This window comes from Microcystis sp. M109S1 (genome assembly GCF_020247025.1).
GTDB lineage: Bacteria > Cyanobacteriota > Cyanobacteriia > Cyanobacteriales > Microcystaceae > Microcystis.
This window is the reverse complement of sequence record NZ_JADBRW010000020.1, coordinates 1-19,159: the sequence shown is the minus strand read 5'-3', so window position 1 is coordinate 19,159 and position 19,159 is coordinate 1. Positions and strand designations below refer to the sequence as shown.

General features: G+C 42.2%; 15 protein-coding genes. 11 read left to right on the top strand and 4 right to left on the bottom strand.

From position 1 onward, the window contains the following. Positions 1 to 56 precede the first annotated feature (56 nt). From IM322_RS00770 to IM322_RS00760, 3 genes are read left to right on the top strand one after another with little or no spacing between them, the layout of a single operon-like run. Positions 57 to 662, top strand: a complete 606-nt coding sequence (locus IM322_RS00770) for an IS607 family transposase (protein ID WP_287675870.1) — start codon at positions 57 to 59, stop codon at positions 660 to 662. Then, positions 550 to 1,737 carry an RNA-guided endonuclease InsQ/TnpB family protein gene (locus IM322_RS00765; protein WP_287675871.1) on the top strand — a complete coding sequence of 396 codons (1,188 nt, stop codon included), beginning with the start codon at positions 550 to 552 and terminating at the stop codon, positions 1,735 to 1,737. The genes IM322_RS00770 and IM322_RS00765 overlap by 113 nt, the downstream gene beginning before the upstream one ends. 30 nt (positions 1,738 to 1,767) lie before the next feature. Continuing rightward, positions 1,768 to 4,206 (top strand): glycosyltransferase family 39 protein, encoded by a 2,439-nt coding sequence (locus tag IM322_RS00760; protein WP_287675868.1) that lies wholly within the window; start codon positions 1,768 to 1,770, stop codon positions 4,204 to 4,206. A 600-nt stretch (positions 4,207 to 4,806) separates the two neighbouring features. Here the strand turns inward: IM322_RS00760 and leuC are convergent. The 3 genes from leuC to IM322_RS00745 all read right to left on the bottom strand — a co-directional run bounded on the left by leuC (position 4,807) and on the right by IM322_RS00745 (position 9,945). After that, a complete protein-coding gene (gene leuC, locus IM322_RS00755; RefSeq protein ID WP_287674610.1) occupies positions 4,807 to 6,210 on the bottom strand; it encodes a 3-isopropylmalate dehydratase large subunit in 1,404 nt (467 codons plus the stop codon). A 281-nt stretch (positions 6,211 to 6,491) separates the two neighbouring features. After that, the gene (locus IM322_RS00750; RefSeq protein ID WP_287674609.1) at positions 6,492 to 7,490 is read right to left on the bottom strand and encodes an MraY family glycosyltransferase; all 999 of its coding nucleotides are present in this window, start codon (positions 7,488 to 7,490) and stop codon (positions 6,492 to 6,494) included. A gap of 157 nt (positions 7,491 to 7,647) precedes the next feature. After that, positions 7,648 to 9,945 (bottom strand): RelA/SpoT family protein, encoded by a 2,298-nt coding sequence (locus IM322_RS00745; RefSeq protein ID WP_287674608.1) that lies wholly within the window; start codon positions 9,943 to 9,945, stop codon positions 7,648 to 7,650. A gap of 228 nt (positions 9,946 to 10,173) precedes the next feature. On the opposite strand from IM322_RS00745, the gene patD reads away from it, so the two are divergent. The 6 genes from patD to IM322_RS00715 all read left to right on the top strand — a co-directional run bounded on the left by patD (position 10,174) and on the right by IM322_RS00715 (position 16,605). Then, complete coding sequence (patD, locus tag IM322_RS00740) at positions 10,174 to 10,530, top strand: heterocyst frequency control protein PatD (RefSeq protein WP_286824568.1); 357 nt, start codon at positions 10,174 to 10,176, stop codon at positions 10,528 to 10,530. Between the two features lie 295 nt (positions 10,531 to 10,825). Continuing rightward, positions 10,826 to 12,451: a dipeptide ABC transporter ATP-binding protein gene (locus tag IM322_RS00735; protein WP_287674606.1), complete on the top strand. Its 1,626-nt coding sequence runs from the start codon at positions 10,826 to 10,828 to the stop codon at positions 12,449 to 12,451. Between the two features lie 55 nt (positions 12,452 to 12,506). Next, positions 12,507 to 12,752: a hypothetical protein gene (locus IM322_RS00730; RefSeq protein WP_287674604.1), complete on the top strand. Its 246-nt coding sequence runs from the start codon at positions 12,507 to 12,509 to the stop codon at positions 12,750 to 12,752. After that, positions 12,746 to 14,881, top strand: a complete 2,136-nt coding sequence (locus IM322_RS00725) for a glycosyltransferase (RefSeq protein ID WP_287674602.1) — start codon at positions 12,746 to 12,748, stop codon at positions 14,879 to 14,881. The genes IM322_RS00730 and IM322_RS00725 overlap by 7 nt, the downstream gene beginning before the upstream one ends. 277 nt (positions 14,882 to 15,158) lie before the next feature. After that, entirely contained in the window at positions 15,159 to 16,124 is a 966-nt protein-coding gene (locus tag IM322_RS00720; RefSeq protein WP_287674600.1) for a M48 family metallopeptidase, read from the top strand. Positions 16,125 to 16,338: 214 nt separating this feature from the next. After that, positions 16,339 to 16,605: a DUF6761 family protein gene (locus IM322_RS00715; protein ID WP_045356196.1), complete on the top strand. Its 267-nt coding sequence runs from the start codon at positions 16,339 to 16,341 to the stop codon at positions 16,603 to 16,605. A gap of 81 nt (positions 16,606 to 16,686) precedes the next feature. Here IM322_RS00715 and dacB read toward each other — a convergent pair whose 3' ends face one another. Then, complete coding sequence (gene dacB, locus IM322_RS00710; RefSeq protein WP_287674599.1) at positions 16,687 to 17,574, bottom strand: D-alanyl-D-alanine carboxypeptidase/D-alanyl-D-alanine endopeptidase; 888 nt, start codon at positions 17,572 to 17,574, stop codon at positions 16,687 to 16,689. Positions 17,575 to 17,854: 280 nt separating this feature from the next. Between dacB and IM322_RS00705 the strand changes: the two genes are divergently transcribed. Then, positions 17,855 to 18,835, top strand: a complete 981-nt coding sequence (locus IM322_RS00705) for an ABC transporter ATP-binding protein (RefSeq protein WP_287674597.1) — start codon at positions 17,855 to 17,857, stop codon at positions 18,833 to 18,835. Positions 18,836 to 19,113: 278 nt separating this feature from the next. After that, positions 19,114 to 19,159: helix-turn-helix domain-containing protein (locus IM322_RS23100; RefSeq protein WP_353737480.1), on the top strand; the 46-nt coding region annotated here is incomplete at its 3' end.

Sequence of the window (19,159 nt, the reverse complement as noted above, 5' to 3'; positions counted from 1 at the left end):
GTGGTAGAACAAGGAATGATCTGATATGATAGGGCAATCGATTTGAGGAAGCAACAATACCCAAGTATGTCAAACCAAGAGAAGCAGCAGCTATCCTTGGAGTTCATATCAGAACTTTGTCCAAATGGGAACAAGAAGGCCAAATTCAAGCCATCAAAACGCCGTCAGGACAAAGACGATACGATATTGAGTCCTACCAAAGAAAATTTATCTCACCAGCTAGAGATACAGTTGTTTATGCCCGTGTCAGCAGCCGGGGGCAGCAAGAAGACCTCGCCAGGCAAATCAAGGCAATCAAGGAAAGATATCCCAGCGCAGAAATTGTCAGCGAAATTGGAGGGGGACTCAACTTCAAAAGAAAAAAACTTCTGGCCCTATTGGAACGAGTCATGTCAGGAAATATCGGAACAATTGTTGTCGCTCACAAAGACAGATTGGCAAGATTCGGGTTCGATTGGCTTAACTGGTTCTGTGAGCAATTTGACTGTAAAATCGTGGTTCTCAACGAGACAAACCTTTCTCCAGAAGCAGAAATGGTTGAAGACATCCTTGCTGTCCTCCACTGTTTCTCAAGCCGATTGTCCGGACTCAGAAAGTATAAAACTCAGATCGAGAAAGATCAAGATTTACCCGAGACCAGAACTCAAAAAAATATGGAATAAATGGATAGCTGCTTGTCGATATTGTTTCAATCAAGCTATTGCTTATCAGAAAGAAAATGGGCAGATAGGTAAGATAAAATTAAGAAACATTATCATGCAGTCAAGCCTACCTGAATGGGTTAAAGAAACACCATGTCATATAAGACAGAATGCTATCTTTGACGCTCATCAAGCTTACAATGCCAGCAAAGATTGTCAGTTTAGAAGTTGTCATGCTTCTCGACAAACTATGAAGTTTAATCATAGTAATTTTGCTCAGGGAAAATGGTATCCAAGCGTAACAAAAGGATTAGAGTTTGAATCGTCAGAACCTATACCATTGAAAAATGCTTACGCAACCCAGTTAATCAAAAGTAAATCGGGTGAATGGTTTGCCGTTTTTTTGAACGAAGTTGAACAAGAAGTTGAAAATTCTCACAATAATCTAATTAGTTTAGATCCTGGTGTTAGAACATTTTTAACGGGGTTTGATGGGCAAAAGTTTATTGAGATTGGGGCAAAAGACATGGGAAAAATTAATCGACTCTGTTCTTATTTAGATGATTTAATGAGTCGAATAAGCCAATCAAAAGGGCATCAAAAGAGCCAAATGAGAAAAGCCGCTAGTAGATTACGAACTCGTCTTAGAAATCTAGTCGATGAATGCCACAAGCAAACAGCACATTATCTAACTAAAAACTACGGGATGATCTTATTGCCAACTTTTGAAACGTCAGAAATGACCAAAAAGAATAAACGGAAAATAAGAACAAAAACCGCCCGTCAGATGTTAACTTGGTCACATTATCGATTTAAACAAGTATTAAAAAACAAAGCTGAGTTGAGTGGCTGTCAGGTTGTTGACGTGACAGAAGAATTCACCAGCAAAACTTGTACGAAGTGTGGTCATGTTCACCAAAAACTAGGTGGCTCAAAAGTTTTTAAATGCCCTGAATGTGGACACACTTTAAATCGTGACTTTAATGGTGCTTTGGGGATTATGCTCAAAGCTTTGTCGGATACGACCTTTACCGTTGTCAAAAATGGTAATGCTATTGTGGCACAATACAGTGATATACCCTGTTGTACCGCATAAATGTATCAGTTGCACTAGGGAGAAGTGATTTTGAAGCGATCGCTAGATGGGAGACAGGGATTAATTATTGTCACTATTATTTGGATATTGGGGATATTAGTCGATAGATTCTGGTTTAGTCTCGATCATACCATTCCTGCTTGGGATCAGGCTGATTATCTCAACGGTGGGATTATCTATACCCAAGCTTTCCAAAATCCGCGCTGGTTTGACGGGGATTGGTGGCGCAGTTTATGGCTAATGTCCCCGAAAATTCCCCCTTTAACCTATCTTTTAACGATTCCCTTCTTTAATCTCTTTGGTATTAGTCTTGACGCGGGTATGTGGGTAATGGCTATCTATAGCGCCCTACTGCTCTTTTCTGTGTACGGATTGGGAATTATCCTCTTTAATGGGACTGTAGCTTTATGGGCGGTCTTAATCTGTCAATTTCTACCGGGTTTATACTATTATCGCCTCGAATATCTCTTAGATTTTCCCTTAGCGGCAATTGTAACGTTTTCTTACTTCTGCTTGACATGGTGGCGATTTAGTGGTCAAGGCTGGCTAAAAGCGATCGCTTTCGGGATTTCTTTCGGTTTAGGGATGTTAGTCAAACAAACCGCCCTATTTTTCCTCTTTTTACCGATTTTGTGGGTATTGGGCGAAAATCTCCAGCGAAAACGTTGGGGCAATCTAGCGCAATTAATGCTCAGTTTTTTGACGGCAGCATTGTTAATCTTTCCCTGGTATCGGACGAATTGGTTATTAATGTTAACTGCGGGCAAACGTGCCACGGTAGATTCGGCGATTTTGGAGGGAGATCCGCCTCTTACCAGTCCAGACGCATGGACATTTTACGCCCAAGTTTTACCCTATTTTCTTTCTTGGGTGTTGTTATTAGTTCCCCTGGTGGGATTATTAATCTCCTTACGTCATAGAAAAACCGAAGATAAGGTTAATCGTCCTGTGTGGATTTGGTTAGGAGTTTTTCTGCTGGGGGGATACCTATTATCATCCCTCAATATCAATAAAGATGCTCGTTATATCTTGCCGCTTTTACCGACTTTATCCTTAATTTTATCCGTTGGTTTATTATCTTGGCGCGGTCGTTTTGCCCCCAGTATCCGTTGGGGAACGATAACTATTGCCGCTATCCTCACCAGCTTAAATTTATTCCCCTTGGGGGGAGATATAATTACTAACGTTTTCAGTCCCGAATTACAACACCATCCCTATTTAAAAACCGGCTGGCAACAGGAAGAAGTAGTTAAAGAGATTCTAGCCGATTCTCCCTATCTTCGCAGTACCCTAGGGGTTTTACCTTCCACCCCCGAATTAAATCAACATACTTTCTCTTTCTACGGTGGTAAAAATAATTCACAGGTTGCCGGCAGACAGGTGGGAGTTCGGGAAGAAGATATCGAAAAGGATGTCAATTCTTTAGATTGGTTTTTAACTAAAACTGGTGAACAGGGTTCTGTCCCCGATGTCCAGAAAAAAATTGTTAATCGAGTCGCCACCGGGCAAGATTTCCAAGTGGAGAAAACTTGGCAGCTACCGGATGATAGTACCCTTTCTCTACACCGTAAAATAGACCCCTCCGTCACGGTTAAACCCCTTGAAACTGCGCCAAAACAGGTGGAATTAAGAGAGATTGCCATTGCCGAAAAAGCTTCTCCTAATCAACCCATTCCCGTGGTTTACAAATGGGCAGGAGACTGGCAACAATTAAAGTCAGGGATAGTGATTTTAACCTGGCAAGAAGTGGACGGTAAGGATTATTGGATGCACGATCACGGTATTGCTATGGGGGAATTAATGGCAGAAAAATTAAGTCCAGAAGAGCAACAAAAGGGTTTTGAAGTTACTGAAAAAACCGCCATGCAGTCGGCAGCAACCCCCGGAGTTTATCGCTTATCTGCTGTCTATCTCAATCGGGAAACCGGGGAAACCTATCCGATTAAAACTAATGCTCAAATTACCATCGATCCTCAAGTCTCCAAGTTAGCAACGCCCGAATTAGATTTAGTGACCCAATTGCGCTTAAAGTCTGCTAATATTGGTCAAGGATTAACGGGTATCGAACCAATTTTTGAGTTAACTAATCGTATCAATCAATACGATTCTATTCAGGATTATGTGCTGCAATCAGACAAGGCTTTTTCCTATCGTTTACAGCAACAAAATCCCCCCGATAAATTATCTTTAGCCTACGGATTAGCAATTTCTAAGGTACTACAACAGGATGTGGCAGGGGCAATAAAAGCCACCGAGGAAATGATTAAAATTGACCCCTATAATCCCTATCATTATGCTTATCAAGGTTTTATTTATCTCTACGATTGGCAACCGCAAGCAGCCCAAAAAGTCTTAGATCAAGCTAGACAATTAAATCCCGATAGTGAGGAAATTAAGACTTTAAATGCAGTGGCTGCCTTGATGGGGGGAAATCTCGTTAAAGCTTGGCAATTATGGCAGTCAAATTAAAATAGAGTGAGAAGTGGGGTGTGGGGTGTGGGGTGTTTTCTCAGTGAACTGATAACTGATAACTGACTCCTAACCCCATGGTAGATGTGGGATTTTTGCAGGAGTTCTATTTTCCGACAAAGATAAGTAAAAATTATTGATTTACTGCAAAAACTTGAGAATATTTAAATTAACATTCCGCAATATTTATAAATTCTTAAAAATTAATTGAGAAAGATTTTTATTTAACAACGACGTTATGATGGTAACAGCGATTTGATAGAATTTCATAGTGGGTTATTCTGTGCTTTTTTGGGCAGCAATGGTTGAAACCCTTGCCACACCTAGAAGGTGATCCTAATTAAAACGGCTAAATCAGTCAATTTCACCCACAACGATGATCTTTTTTTTATGTAGTTTTATTGCAAAAAAAAAGTTTTTTTGACAAAAAGCACAAAGTATGATAGGAAACCAAGGTATTTCTGGTTGCGAGTAATTATTGTATAGAAGGGAGAAGGGTGTGGGGTGTGGGGTGTGGGGTGTGGGGAAGTGGGGTGTGGGGAGAATAAATAAAAATAATCTCCTGACTCCTGCCTCCTGCCTCCTATCTCACCATTGAGATCACTGCTGTAACAACTCCCTTGGATCGGTGACTTCCCCTTTAATCGCTGCCGCTACCACCATCGCCGGACTCATCAACAAAGTACGCCCGGAAGCGGAACCTTGACGACCTTTAAAGTTACGATTGGAGGAGGAGGCGCTGATCTGATCTCCCTGCAATTTATCGGGATTCATGGCTAAACACATGGAACAGCCCGCCTCGCGCCATTCAAAGCCCGATGCTAGGAAAATTTGGTCTAATCCTTCCGCTTCCGCCTGTTTTTTGACTCTTTCGGAACCGGGGACGATAAAAGCTTTCACATTGGGGGCAACACGATGACCTTGGGCAAATTTGGCCGCTTCGCGCAGATCACTGATCCGGCCGTTAGTACAGCTACCGACGAAGCAGACATCGATTTTTGTGCCTTTAATTGGGGTGCCGGGGGTGAGTTTCATGTATTGATAGGCTTCCTCTGCGATCGCTCTTTCACTGGCCGGTAAACTTTCGGGAGTGGGAATGACTTCGTTAACCCCGATTCCTTGGCCCGGAGTAATCCCCCAAGTAACTGTGGGTTCGATTTCACCGGCATCGAAGACCACTACATCGTCATAAACCGCATCGGCATCGCTTTTAATGCTTTCCCACCAATTAACCGCACTTTCCCAGTCTTTAGGCGCAAAATCACGACCTTTGAGGTAATCGTAGGTGATCTGATCGGGGTTGATATAACCACATCGGGCCCCACCTTCGATCGCCATGTTACAAATCGTCATTCTTTCTTCCATGGACATCCGTTCAATTGTACTGCCGGCGTACTCATAGGCGTAACCAACACCGCCTTTAACGCCTAATTGACGGATAATATGGAGAATTACATCTTTAGCATAGACACCGGGGTTTAAATCGCCGTTTACCTCCACTCGACGCACTTTTAATTTCGATAGGGACAGGGTTTGGGTAGCAAGAACATCGCGCACTTGGGAAGTTCCGATCCCAAAAGCGATCGCCCCAAAAGCTCCGTGGGTGGAGGTGTGGGAGTCACCACAGGCGATCGTCATCCCCGGTTGGGTTAGACCCTGTTCGGGAGCGATCACATGAACTATGCCCTGATTGCCGGAACCGATGCCGTAGAAAGGAATATCATTGGTTTGAACATTAGTTTCGATCGCCCGGATCATTTCCTCGGCCAAATCGTCAAGGAAAGGACGCGCCTGATTTTCGGTGGGGACGATGTGATCGACGGTGGCAATAGTCCGTCCTGGAAATAATACTTTTAAACCCCTTTCTTTTAGCATCGAAAAAGCTTGCGGACTGGTGACTTCATGCACTAGATGCAGTCCGATAAATAATTGTGTCTGTCCACTGGGAAGAATCTTAACCGTGTGTGCGTCCCAGACTTTATCGAATAACGTTCTTGCGCTCATTGACCTTGAAATGATAGTCATCTCCCTAATCATATCAGCTAACCTGATCCGATAAATATTAATTTTTTCTTTTCTCTTGGTTAGTAGGGATAATAGGTAAATAGCTCTGTTTTTGCCAGAGATTAAAACCATCAGTTTTTGAGTGAAAGAAACGACTTTCGCCAATAACTATTTGAGTAATTACTTCTGCTCCTTACCCCCCGATCCCTATAATTTTTAAATAGGATTTAGCATAACATTTTCTAGGTTTGACTAACCCCTCAGTCCATAGCAAAAAAAAATTATTCTTTTCTTGTCACTGATAAATTATGCTCGCTAACTTTCCTGTTCAGATAAATTTCTCCGAGAACAATTAATCCTAGAATCAGAGGTAAACTCAGCCATGCTCCTAGGATTCTTAAGTAGTTAATACTAATAGCAATCAGGAGAGTTACCCCGATATAAATAATTGCTACTTGTGGATGAGACAAGCCAGATTTGTGTAATCTTTGATAAAGGTGACTGCGGTGAGCTTGGAAGATATTTTCCTTTCTTATTAATCGACAAATAAGGGTATAAATAGCATCACCAATCAGAGGTAAAGTGATAGTTAAAGCTGACCAAGCTTGACTTTGATTGCCCTGGTTGTTAAGTAAAACCATAGCGACAATTGCCCCTAAACTGGTGCTACCCACATCACCCATAAAAATTTTTGCTGGCGACCAATTCCAGAGGAGAAAACCGCCTAAAGCTGCCACTAAAAGCCATAAAATTGGTTGCTGAAAATAGAGAGAGAGAAATCCTAATTGTACCGCCGTACAGCCAGCCACCAAGCCATCGAGACCATCCATAAAATTATAAAAATTAATGATCGCGGTCAGGCCGATAATTGTGAGAATAATAGCCAAAACTTTGCCGCCAAAACCCAAATCTGATAGCCACGATTGGGGAAAAGCACCGAAAAAAGTGACCGCAACACTAGCGGAGGATAACTGCACTAAATAGCGAATACTAGAGGGAATACTGCGACGATCATCGAGAAGGCCGATAATAATTAAAGGAGTCAGGGACAACCACAGGGGAATGAGAGGTAGGGAAGGAGGAAGGAGAAAATAACTGAGGCCGCTGGTCAGAGCAAAAGCGACAACAAAACCGAGTCCACCCCCCCTAGGTGTGGGTTGACTATGGCTGCTACGCTCATTGGGAATATCTAACAATTGTTGGCTAAAACGTTGTTTAATCAGGGCAACCACCAGAAAACTAATCAGAAAACTGATAACTGACAGTAGGGATAATAACATAGGGATTTTTGCGCTCAGATTAATTATCGATCCTACGTTGTTCGGTGACAAAAAGTGCAGATATTGCCATCGTGGTTTTAGTCAGTGTCAGCATCCCACTTCCAAAGCTAAGGCGCTCTGGAGTTTGGGGAATATGATCAGCAATTTTAGGTTTAACCTACTCTCGATCGCTTTTTACCTGACTGATGCGACGAACGTTTAAAACATCGATCATCAGCTTAATTTGACTAACACAGCGTTCAAATTGTTGCAGGTCTTTTACTTCAATTTTCAGGGAAATTAAAGCGGGTTTACCGAAATTAGTCTTAACTCCGGCATTGCGAACGTTAATATTTTGGTCACTTAAACGAGAGAGAATATCTTTTAAAACCCCGACGCGATCGATCACTTCAATCTGAATATTTACCGGATAAGTTTGATAACGTCCCTGGTCATCTATAGGGTTCCAACTAACAGGAATTAAGCGTTCAGCTTCGGCTTTTTCCACATTCGAGCAGCCCTGACGGTGAATAACAATGCCTTCCCCCGCATGGGCAACTATACCGGTAATATTTTCTCCGGGTAAAGGACAACAACAACCGGCCAAACGATAGACTAATCCCTCCACACCGGCGATCGGTGATTTACTAGCAGGTAAAGCCCTTTGAACGGGAGAAGGTGGTAGAATCAATTGGGAATCAGTCAGGACATCGGGCGGATTTTTGACCGTTAAAATTTCCTGTTGATTTTTAACTGCTTCTTGCAGACGATTAACCACATTTTTTAGGGTAACTTCGCCGTAACCTAAGGCCGCCAATAAATCATCTACTGCCACATAATTGCACTGTTTAGCCACCGATTGCATTCGTTCTGATTTCAGCAGGGCATCGAAGCCAGTTTTACCCAATTCTTTCTCTAATAAATCACGACCTCGGCTAATATTTTCTTCTCGTCGCGATTTTTTGTACCATTGCCGGATGCGATTTCTGGCGCTAGGAGTAACGACAAAATTTAACCAATCTAAACTAGGGTGACTATGCTTGCTGGTGAGAATTTCCACCAGATCACCATTTTGCAAGGGAGCATCAAGAACTGACCATTTACCATTAATTCTTGCCCCTTTCATCTGATTACCTACTTCGCTATGAATATGATAGGCAAAATCTACCGGTGTCGCACCTTGGGCGAGGGCCACCACATCACCTTTGGGGGTGAAAACATAGATATCTTCTTCAAAGAAATTATTTTTCAGACCATCCATGTATTCTTGGCCATCTTTCAGGTCTTTTTGCCAGTCAAGAAGATTACGCAGCCAAGAGAATTTTTCATCCGCAGCGGTTAAAGTTGTTTGACTAGAACCAGTTTCTTTATACTTCCAATGGGCTGCAATCCCGTATTCAGCAACATGGTGCATTTCTAGGGTACGAATCTGCACTTCTAGGGGACGGGCATTTAAACCAACAACGGTGGTATGGAGGGATTGATAACGGTTAGCTTTTGGTAAACCGATATAGTCTTTAAAACGGTTAGGAATCGGAGTAAATTGGTCGTGAACTATGGCTAAACAACGATAACATTCCTCTTTGGTTTCGACGATAATGCGGACGGCGGCTATATCATAAATCTGCTCGAATTCTTTGCCTTGATTGTGCATTTTATGATAGATGCCGTAGAGATGTTTGGGGCGACCCTGTAAATCAAGAACTTTTATGCCAATTTCTTGCAATTTTTCCCGCAATGTGTTAGTGACGGTTTCGATGCGGGCCTCTCGATCGATACGTTTTTCCGATACCAATAACTGCACAGTGCGATAAGCATCGGGTTCGAGGTATTTAAAGCATAAATCCTCTAATTCCCATTTAAATCGCCCAATCCCTAAACGGTTAGCCAGAGGAGCAAAGATTTCTCTAGTTTCGAGGGCGATGCGTTGCTGCTGTTGCGGGGTAAGGTGTTCGAGGGTTTGCATATTGTGCAGGCGATCGGCTAATTTGACCACGATGACGCGGATATCTTGAGCCATCGCCAGGAACATTCGGCGAAAATTCTCCGCTTGCCGTTCAGTTTTGCTAGAAAAGTTGAATTTGGAGAGTTTTGTCACCGCTTCCACCAAATTACGCACCTCAACACCGAATCTAGCCTCGATTTCTTCGGGGGTGACTTCCGTATCTTCCACCACATCGTGAAGGAATCCGGCTGCGATCATTGCCCCATCACCCCCCAGATCCCGCAGTAATCCCGCTACGGCTATAGGATGGGCGATATAGGGTTCCCCGGATTTGCGATACTGGCCCTCGTGGAGTTTGTGGGCGAAATTAAAAGCCTTGCAGATTAAATCGATATCGGGATTCTGGGGGTCGTTTTCGTAGGTAATTAGGCATTCTTTCAGCCAATCGGGTAAAACTAACGCTTTTTTCGGTTCCGTGGCCCGGGGAAGGACGGTGAGGGTTTCTGGTTGGATGGCAGTGATGGCGTTCATGGTTAGATCGGGGGGATAATAGGGACGAGAGGGGGGGGAGACGGATAACTAGAAAATTATTAGGCCGAAGGGATGCCAGATTGCTTAACTCTCTAACACTGGAATCGGATCGATCGGCGAAAAGGGCGGGATTCTTTTAAGTTTTTGTCTCTGCTCGGGAGGAGGACTTGCAACCGTGATGGCAAATCGTTAATCTTATGTAACAAATTCTAACGCGCTTTGTATTGGATGCTACCGACAAATTACCATCAAGCCTACAAATCTTTGTTAAGAAAACTGGAGGATTTCAGTCTTGCCCTTCTGGATGGGGAGGCTTCCACGGGGTTACAATCTTTTCAAGCTTTACAAACCTGTCTAGAAGGGGAGATATTGTCACTAAATGATGACAATTTAAGCCCAGAGGTGGCTAATCGTTGGCGCGCGGTCCAGACGGAACTATATCGATCCTGGCGATTGCTGGAGACGGACTGGTTATTTTTGGCCTCGGCGCGACAAGGACGGGAGAAACGTTTACAGATAATTAGCGATCGAGTGGCGACTTTAAAGGGGTATTGTCGGGTTTTGTTAGGGGAAGTTGTCGATTAGTGATTAGGGTTGGCTGAATAAATCTGAAAACCTTGTTGGGTAACACTTTTAGACTTTTTGTCAATCAAAAAGTAGCGGATATGGGAGTGAGCGGGGGAAAATTCAGGGAAAAAGTCCCTGAAAATTAGCTAATTGACCCCCTCAAAATCGGTAAAACCCTACACCCTACACCCCACACCCCACACCCTATCCCCACCAACAAACTTTTTGCTGCAAACCCTAATTAAATGCTCGATCGCCGTTTGTGTGGCATACTTGACCCTAAGTCATAACTTTTATCGTTACCGATCGCGTCATGTTGGAAATTAAAGACCTAAAAATTGCCTACCCGACAGAATTAAGTTCTCCCTCTTGGGCGATCGATGGGGTATCTTTTAGTATAGGCAAAGGGGAAACTTTGGGATTAGTGGGTGAATCTGGTTGTGGAAAATCGACCATCGGTAAGGCTATTTTAAGGTTATTACCCAATCGCACTCACGTGGAAGGTGAGATTACCTTTGAAGGGCGATCGCTTTTATCTTTATCTAGCAAACAGTTAGAAAAGTTTCGCGGGGAAGCGGTGGGATTAGTCTTTCAAGATCCGATGACGCGACTGGATCCGCTGATGACTATTGGCGATCATTGTGTGGAAACTTTGCAAGCTCATCGGACGGATTTAACCTATCGTCAAGCTAAAAGTCAAGCTTGTACTGTCCTAGAAAAAGTCAAAATTCCTGCTAATCGTTGGTCCCAATATCCTCACGAATTTAGTGGGGGAATGCGGCAAAGAGTGGCCATTGCTTTAGCTTTATTATTAAACCCTAAGTTAATTATTGCCGATGAACCCACCACCAGTTTAGATGTGACAGTTTCGGCGGAAATTCTGCGGGAATTAAAGCGTTTATGTAGCGAGGAACAGATGGGATTATTGTTAATTTCCCATGATTTAGCGATGGTGGGAGAATATTGCGATCAATTAGCGGTGATGAAGGGGGGCAAAATTGTCGAATCAGGATTGGTAAAAACAGTTTTTAAAGCGCCTCAACACCCCTACACTCGTTCTCTTTTGACTGCCGCTTTACACCTACAGTTACGGGAGGAAAAATCAACGGCAATTCAAGGCAAGGAAACGGTGTTAAAGGTGGATAATTTAAAACAGTATTATAGCCTAGAAGGTAACTTTTTAGATAGTTTTTTCAAGAAAGAAAAGAAATTTATTAAAGCGGTAGATGAAGTCAATTTTGAACTGTATCGAGGGGAAATTTTCGGTTTAGTTGGGGAATCGGGGTGTGGGAAAAGTACCCTATCGAGAACCCTATTACAGTTAATTAAACCCACTGGGGGAAAAGTGGAATTTTTAGGAGAAGATTTAACCCCTTTGTCGGGGGAAAAAATGCGTCCAAAACGGCGCTTAATGCAGATGATTTTTCAGGATCCCCTCGCTTGTCTCAATCCTCTAATGACGGTGGGAGAAAGTATTGCCGATCCGCTTTTTATCCATCAAAAAGTTAATCTAGAAACGGCTAAAAAACAGGTTTTAGAAATGTTAGATCGAGTCGGGTTAACACCGGTAGAGGAATTTTATCGACGCTATCCTAGAGAGTTATCGGGAGGACAACAGCAAAGGGTAGCCATTGCTCGCGCTTTAATTACTCGTCCAGAATTAGTTATTTGTGATGAACCGGTTAGTATGCTCGATGCTAGTGTCCAAACACAGGTTTTAGAGTTAATGTTAGAGTTACAAAAGTTATTTAATCTAACTTATTTATTTATAACTCATGATCTTTGGTTAGCGAGATTCCTCTGCGATCGAATTGCGGTGATGACTGCGGGTAAAATAGTTGAAATGGGTGACACTGAACAAATTTTTAGCCATCCCCAACACCCCTACACCCAAAAATTAATCGCAGCAGCCCCGAGAATTTATCCCGATAGGAACTAAAATTGCTCTGGGGGTTTATAATTGTTATTATCTAGATATAGTTAGGAAAGACAAAATGGCCAGACAACTTCAGATAACTCTCCCTGAAGATACCATGCAACTTCTCGATCGATGGTTGGCAAGTAGTGATTATCCTGAAAAAGAATATAATAATTTAATTAATGAAGCGATTAAATTATATATTATGGAACAACAGAGAAACTACCTCAAGCAACAATTAAAGGAAGGAGCTATTGTTAGAGCAGAAAGAGATTTAAATTTAGCACAAGATTGGTTTTCTCTAGAGGAAAAATTATGGTAATAATGATTATTTTTAAAGTTAAAAAACTGCTCAAAAAATTCGTCTTTAGTCTCCAAGAGGAAGGATGGAAACCAGCACTCAAAAAGACGAAACGAAAAGTTATTAAAATTCTCACAGGAAAGAGTTCCTCTGAATTTGAAGAACAGGTGCTTGAAAGTGCTAAATTAGCCGAACCCCGACCCCTAGAAATTGCCAGTAGTGACAATCCTTTAGTCTCGATTATTATTCCTGTTTATAACCAATTTGCCTACACCTTTAACTGCTTGGAATCCTTAAGTGTTAACCTAAGTTCTGATTTAGCTTATGAAGTAATCATTGTTAATGATGCTTCCAGCGATGAAACCTTAGAACAATTAGCCACTTTAGTTACAGGAATCAAAATATTAACTAATGCAGAAAACTCTGGTTTTATTCGTTCCTGTAATTATGGGGCTAGTCAAGCAAAAGGTCAATACCTATATTTTCTCAATAACGATACTAGAATTCTGGAAAACTGTCTAGAAAGTTTAGTGAAATTAATTATCAATAATCCCCAAGTTGGTGCGGTGGGTTCTAAGTTAATTTATGCTAATAGTAAACAACAAGAAGCGGGGGGAATTATCTGGAATTCTGCCGATGGTTGGAATTATGGACGCTTAGATAGTCCCGAGGAACCGGAATATAATTATGTGCGTCCTGTGGACTATTGTTCGGGAGCAAGTTTATTAGTTCCTACAGATTTATTTAAGCAATTAGGTGGTTTTTGTCAAGACTTTATCCCCGCATATTACGAAGATACAGACTTATGTTTTGCCCTCCGAGAATTGGGTTATCAAGTTCTCTATCAACCCCAATCTAACGTCATTCACTACGAAGGAATCACCTCGGGAACAGACCTTTCCAGTGGGATCAAACAATATCAAGTTATTAATCAAACTAAGTTTCGAGAAAAATGGTCAAAGGTATTAACCAAACACCTAGATAACGATGCTAATAATGTACCCAAAGCTGCCCGACGTTTACAAGGAAAACCGACAATTTTAGTCATCGATTCCTACGTTCCACTATACGATCGAGAATCCGGCTGTGTGCGTTTATTAAATATTCTTAAGCTACTGCTCAATTTAGGCTATTCAGTGATTTTCTTTCCCGATAATGGCTATCCCGAACAACCCTATACTTCTGTACTGCAACAGATGGGAATTGAAGTTATTTATGGCACACCACAAAGATATAATCTAGAAGAAAAATTAATCAAATATTTACCCCTGATAGATGGAGTTTGGTTGTGTCGTCCCGAATTGTGCGATAAGTATATGGATTTAATTCGCTTAAAAACAAAAGCACCAATTATTTATGATACAATTGACCTGCATTTTCTACGTTTAAAACGACAAAAAGACTATCTCGATCCCAGTTACCAAAATACTAGCTGGAGTTGGCAAACCTATCAGAAATTAGAGTTAAACTATGCTAATCAAGCGGAAGCAACCGTGGTAGTAACCGAAGACGAAAAGCAGGTTTTATCCTCTTTAGGAGTGAAAAATGTTTGGGTAATCCCCAATATTCACGAGGAAATTTCCCTGTCAGAAAAAGTTGCCTTTGACCAGCGAGCCGGTTTAGTATTTATTGGTAGCTACAATCACCCTCCTAATATTGATGCAGTTAAGTGGTTATGTTTAGAAATTATGCCCTTAGTTTGGGCATCTCGTCCCGATATTACCGTTAATTTATTGGGAAGTAACCTCAAGGATGAAGTGAAAGAATTAGCCAGTGATAAAGTTATTGTTACGGGTTATGTTCCCGAAGTAGAACCCTATTTTCAAAAGAGTCGTGTTTTTGTCGCACCCCTGCGATTTGGTGCGGGAATGAAGGGTAAAATAGGTCAAAGTCTTTCCCTAGGATTACCGACTATTACCACAAAAATTGGTGCCGAAGGTATGGGATTAATTGACCACCAAGATGTTTTAATTGCCGATACTGACGAGGAATTTGCCCGAGCGGTGATCGAACTCTATGATCATAGGGAATTGTGGCAAAAACTCGCTGATAATTCCCTAGAAACTATTAAGAGATACCAACCCGCTACCGTGCAAACTAACCTACAAGCTTTGTTATCGAATCTAGGAATTATTGCTAAGGATAGTTAACAAGAAAAAAGCTCATTTCTCCCACAGGTCTATTCTATGTCACCGCCACCAAATAAACTCTAGAATCCGCAATTTTGCAGAATTAAAAACCTATTGAGAGGCATTACTGATTTGATAAACGCCAACTTTTTCTAGAAGGAATTACTGACTATAATGCCATAGGTTGCCTCGAAAAAGTTGACAAGACAATCTAAAAAACTTGGCAATTAATGCCCGTTTATTTCTGACTAACGACTGAATTATCATTTTTCCCTTTCCCCTTTTTCCTTGAAAAAATATGCCAACTTATCCTGATATCTCCAGTCAAGCTTTTAAACATCCCCTAGATCAGCAAGCTGAACAGGCCTTAAGATCAGTTCCGGGGTTTGACTTATTAGCGAAAAGTTTTTCCGAATATCTCTATGAACGTCCCCAGCAAATTTTATTAATGGGCAATGATCTAAAAGTCGGACCGCGTCAATACGCCACTTTATACGGTATATATCGCCAATGTCTGCGGGATTTAGATATGTTCCCAGAACCGAATCTTTATGTCAGTCAAAACCCTTTAGCCAATGCCTATTCTTTGGGTTCGGAACATCCCTACATTGTCCTTAATACTGCCCTTTTAGACCTATTAGATGAAGAAGAAACTCGGGTAATTCTTGCCCACGAATTAGGTCATTTAAAATGCGATCATAGTATTTTAATTCAAATGTCTTTTTGGGTGATGGGGGCGGCTAATTTCCTTGGGGGCATCACCTTAGGACTAGGAAAAGCCATTACTACCGGTCTAGTTTATGCCTTTTATGAATGGCGAAGAAAAGCAGAATTATCAGCAGACAGAGCCGCTTTATTAGTTAGCGATGATTTAAATTTAGTCCTGAGAACTTTAATGAAATGTGCAGGAGGAAGTCAAAAATATCTGCATGAATGCAACTTAGAAGAATTTATTCGCCAAGGGGAAGCCTACCGACAATTAGACCAAGATAACTTAAACCAGATTTATAAATTTCTCATTTATAATGGCGGTAATGGTTCCTTTTTAACCCATCCTTTTTCCGTAGAAAGAGTGCATTATCTACAGCAATGGTTTAACTCGGAATCCTATCGTCAAATTCGCCGGGGAAACTATGCCAAAACAGGGGTAAAAAGCTCAATTAATGTTGATGCTCATGATAGCGAAAGCGAAAGATTGAGGCGACAAATAGCAGAACTACAAGCAGAAATTGAACGGGCAAAAAGACAAAAAAACCACGAATAACCTATACGAAGGCGGTCGGCGGTCGGCAGCTTTGTTCTCCCCACACCCTACTTCCCCCACACCCCACACCCTTTACTGATCACTGAAAATTCCCTCCTCTGTGTTTTGCCGATTTGGTGGGTACAATAGAGATATCGGAGACTGAGAATAGCAATTCTCCCTACGATTATCGATAAACACTTACCCCCACTCTCTCTTTTTTGTTCTACTGCCCATGCTCCAAGATACCCAATCTATTCGTTACTATCAAAGACTAACCGATGACATGGTGGATCTTTGGCACCGTGGCTCGCGTTTTGATGAGATCCGGCTATATGTAGAAGGCTATTTAGCCTGTTTACGCGATTCTAATTCCATAGAACCCTATCTAATTCATCGTCTCGAAGAAGAAATATTTCGCTTCTTGCGAGATCCCTCTAATTTTGAATATCTCTCCCCCCAAACCCAAACCCAAACCGAAGCAGATTATGGCTATTATTAACCTTTACTCTTGCCTCATCTCCACAAGCAATTTAAATGCGCGGACAGCTGATCAGGAGAATTGGGGATTTTTACCAGAGAGCTACTGAGCTTGACAGGAACGGGATTGGGTCATCTGTAGGACAATAGTATCGATCGCTTTCACCAGGGCCTGTCCAGAAACCCGTTGATTATTAACGATAATGCTAAATAACATCGGTTCTTGGTTGGGGTTTTCTAGATAGCCCGATAAAGCCCGCACACCGGTAAGAGTGCCGGTTTTAGCGTAAACTGTGCCAGTAGCGGCCGTCTGACGCATTCGGTTTCTCAGGGTGCCACTAATTCCCGCCACTGGTAAGGAAGCATAGAAAGTATCTCGATTAGGAGAATAATACATCACCCGCAAAATTTCCACGATCGAGCGGGGAGTAGCGGTATTACGGCGGGATAATCCCGAACCATCGGCTAAACGAAAACCACTGGGATTGATGCCCAATTGTGCCAAGATGGCAGTAACATTTTTAGAACCGCCGATAAAGCGAAAAAGAGTTTCAGCGTAGAAATTATTACTTCTCTGATTAGTGATATTAACCCAATCGCGCAGGGATTTCTTCTGAATCGTCGTTTCCGGGTTCATCACTTGTAAAGCGGCAGCCGTGGTAAATAACTTTGTATTAGAAGCAGGGATAAAATAGCGATCAGCGTTATGACTATAAATAACTGTTTGGCGATCGATAGATTCGATTAATATACCCCACTGATTGGGAGCTTGACTGATAATTTTATCGATATTTGCCCCAATCAATTGAGTACAGGTATTATCGATGTTATTGTTTTCTGGAGGGGGAACGTATAATTCTATGGATTCGTTCGACGAGGAAGGATAGGGATAAACAGACAGATTAACTTGAGCGATGCTAGGGTAGGCCAAAGCGATAGTGGCGACACTGGCCACTGTCAGGGAATTAAGGCAATTGAGGAGTTGTTTCATGCTGTGTTTGTGTAAGAGTCTGGTTTCCGTGAGCGTTCGCACCATTGTACCAGTTGTCGCTCAAGTGTCAAAGTTACCTTTCTAACAAATTTTAGCGGCCGATTCTCACCAATGCCAGAGAAGAAAGCTTGTGATAGCCCGGAACTGCACCGATACCCCTTCTCAAGACTGGTTGGGATTTTTCTGGGTTCCAAAATCGTGCTATTTTGATAGCCGTGACATTACTGCTGACAATTTGGGGATAATAAAAGCAAAGTGTCGGAAAAGGGATGTCAGATTCATGTATTCTGTCTCAGATGATTCCAAAACAATGACGAATACCAGCCGTCAAACTGTGCTAGAGACGTTAAACTTACAAAAAACTTATCGGACGGGATTCTGGTTAGATAAAAAAATCGAATCCTTGAAAAACTGTACTTTAATTGTCCATGAGGGCGAAACTTTTGGATTATTAGGCCCGAACGGGGCCGGCAAAACCACGCTCTTAAAAACCCTTTTGGGGATTGTCCGACCCACTTCTGGACGGGCCTTGATTCTCGGTCAGCCAATTGGCGATCGCTCGGTCAGGCAACGCATCGGCTATCTTCCCGAAAATGCCTACTACTACGACTATCTCACCGGCTGGGAATTCCTACAATTAATCGGCGGCATTTTTCAAATTCCCTCTTCTGTGCAAAAAAAACGCATTCCTGAATTATTGGATTTAGTGGGATTAGACCGCAAAACTGCCCAGAAAAAGCAATTGCGTCAATATTCTAAGGGGATGATGCAACGGATTGGTATAGCCCAAGCATTAATCAATGATCCAGAATTAGTCTTTCTCGATGAACCGATGTCGGGACTGGATCCTATCGGTCGCTATCAGGTGCGAGAAATTATTCAATCCCTCAAACAACGGGGGAAAACTATCTTTTTTAACTCTCATATTCTCTCCGATGTGGAACAAATTTGCGATCGCATTGCCCTGTTGGCCCGGGGAGAATTACTCTGTGTTGGTTCCCTCGAGCAAATTCTCGGTCGTGCTGATGTCTATCAGGTGATTGTTCAAGGTGGTAGGGAGGATCAACTACAGCAATGGCTCCTCGGTTTGCATTGGCGCGATCATTGTTGGCACGGACAATTACAGGGAGAACCCGCTGCTTTTCTGGCTGCCCTGCCTAGTATCGATGCTCGCTTGATTAGTCTTAATTTAGCTCGTGCTTCCCTAGAAGAATTTTTTATCGACCAATTACGTCAGCGCGGTATTACCTCTAGTCAATAAGCACTCTCATGCCAAATCCGTTTTTAGTAATATGATTAACTTCCAATCCCACTGTAAAAACCCGGTTATGGATTGTTTCTCGCCGCTCCGGCCCTCCGCTCCTCCCCTATACCTTTTAAACAGGATTTAGTATCAGAGGGGGGTAAGGATTGATGATATTCAATCCCCCCGGCTACGATTGAATCATCGAAAATTTTGGGTCTGAAACCCCGTCGTTCTACGACGGCTTTACTGTTAAATACTAGCGCATTTACACGATATATGCTAGAATGTAAGACATGGAGAAAGCCTATTGGTTCCGATTTTACCCCACACCCGAACAAG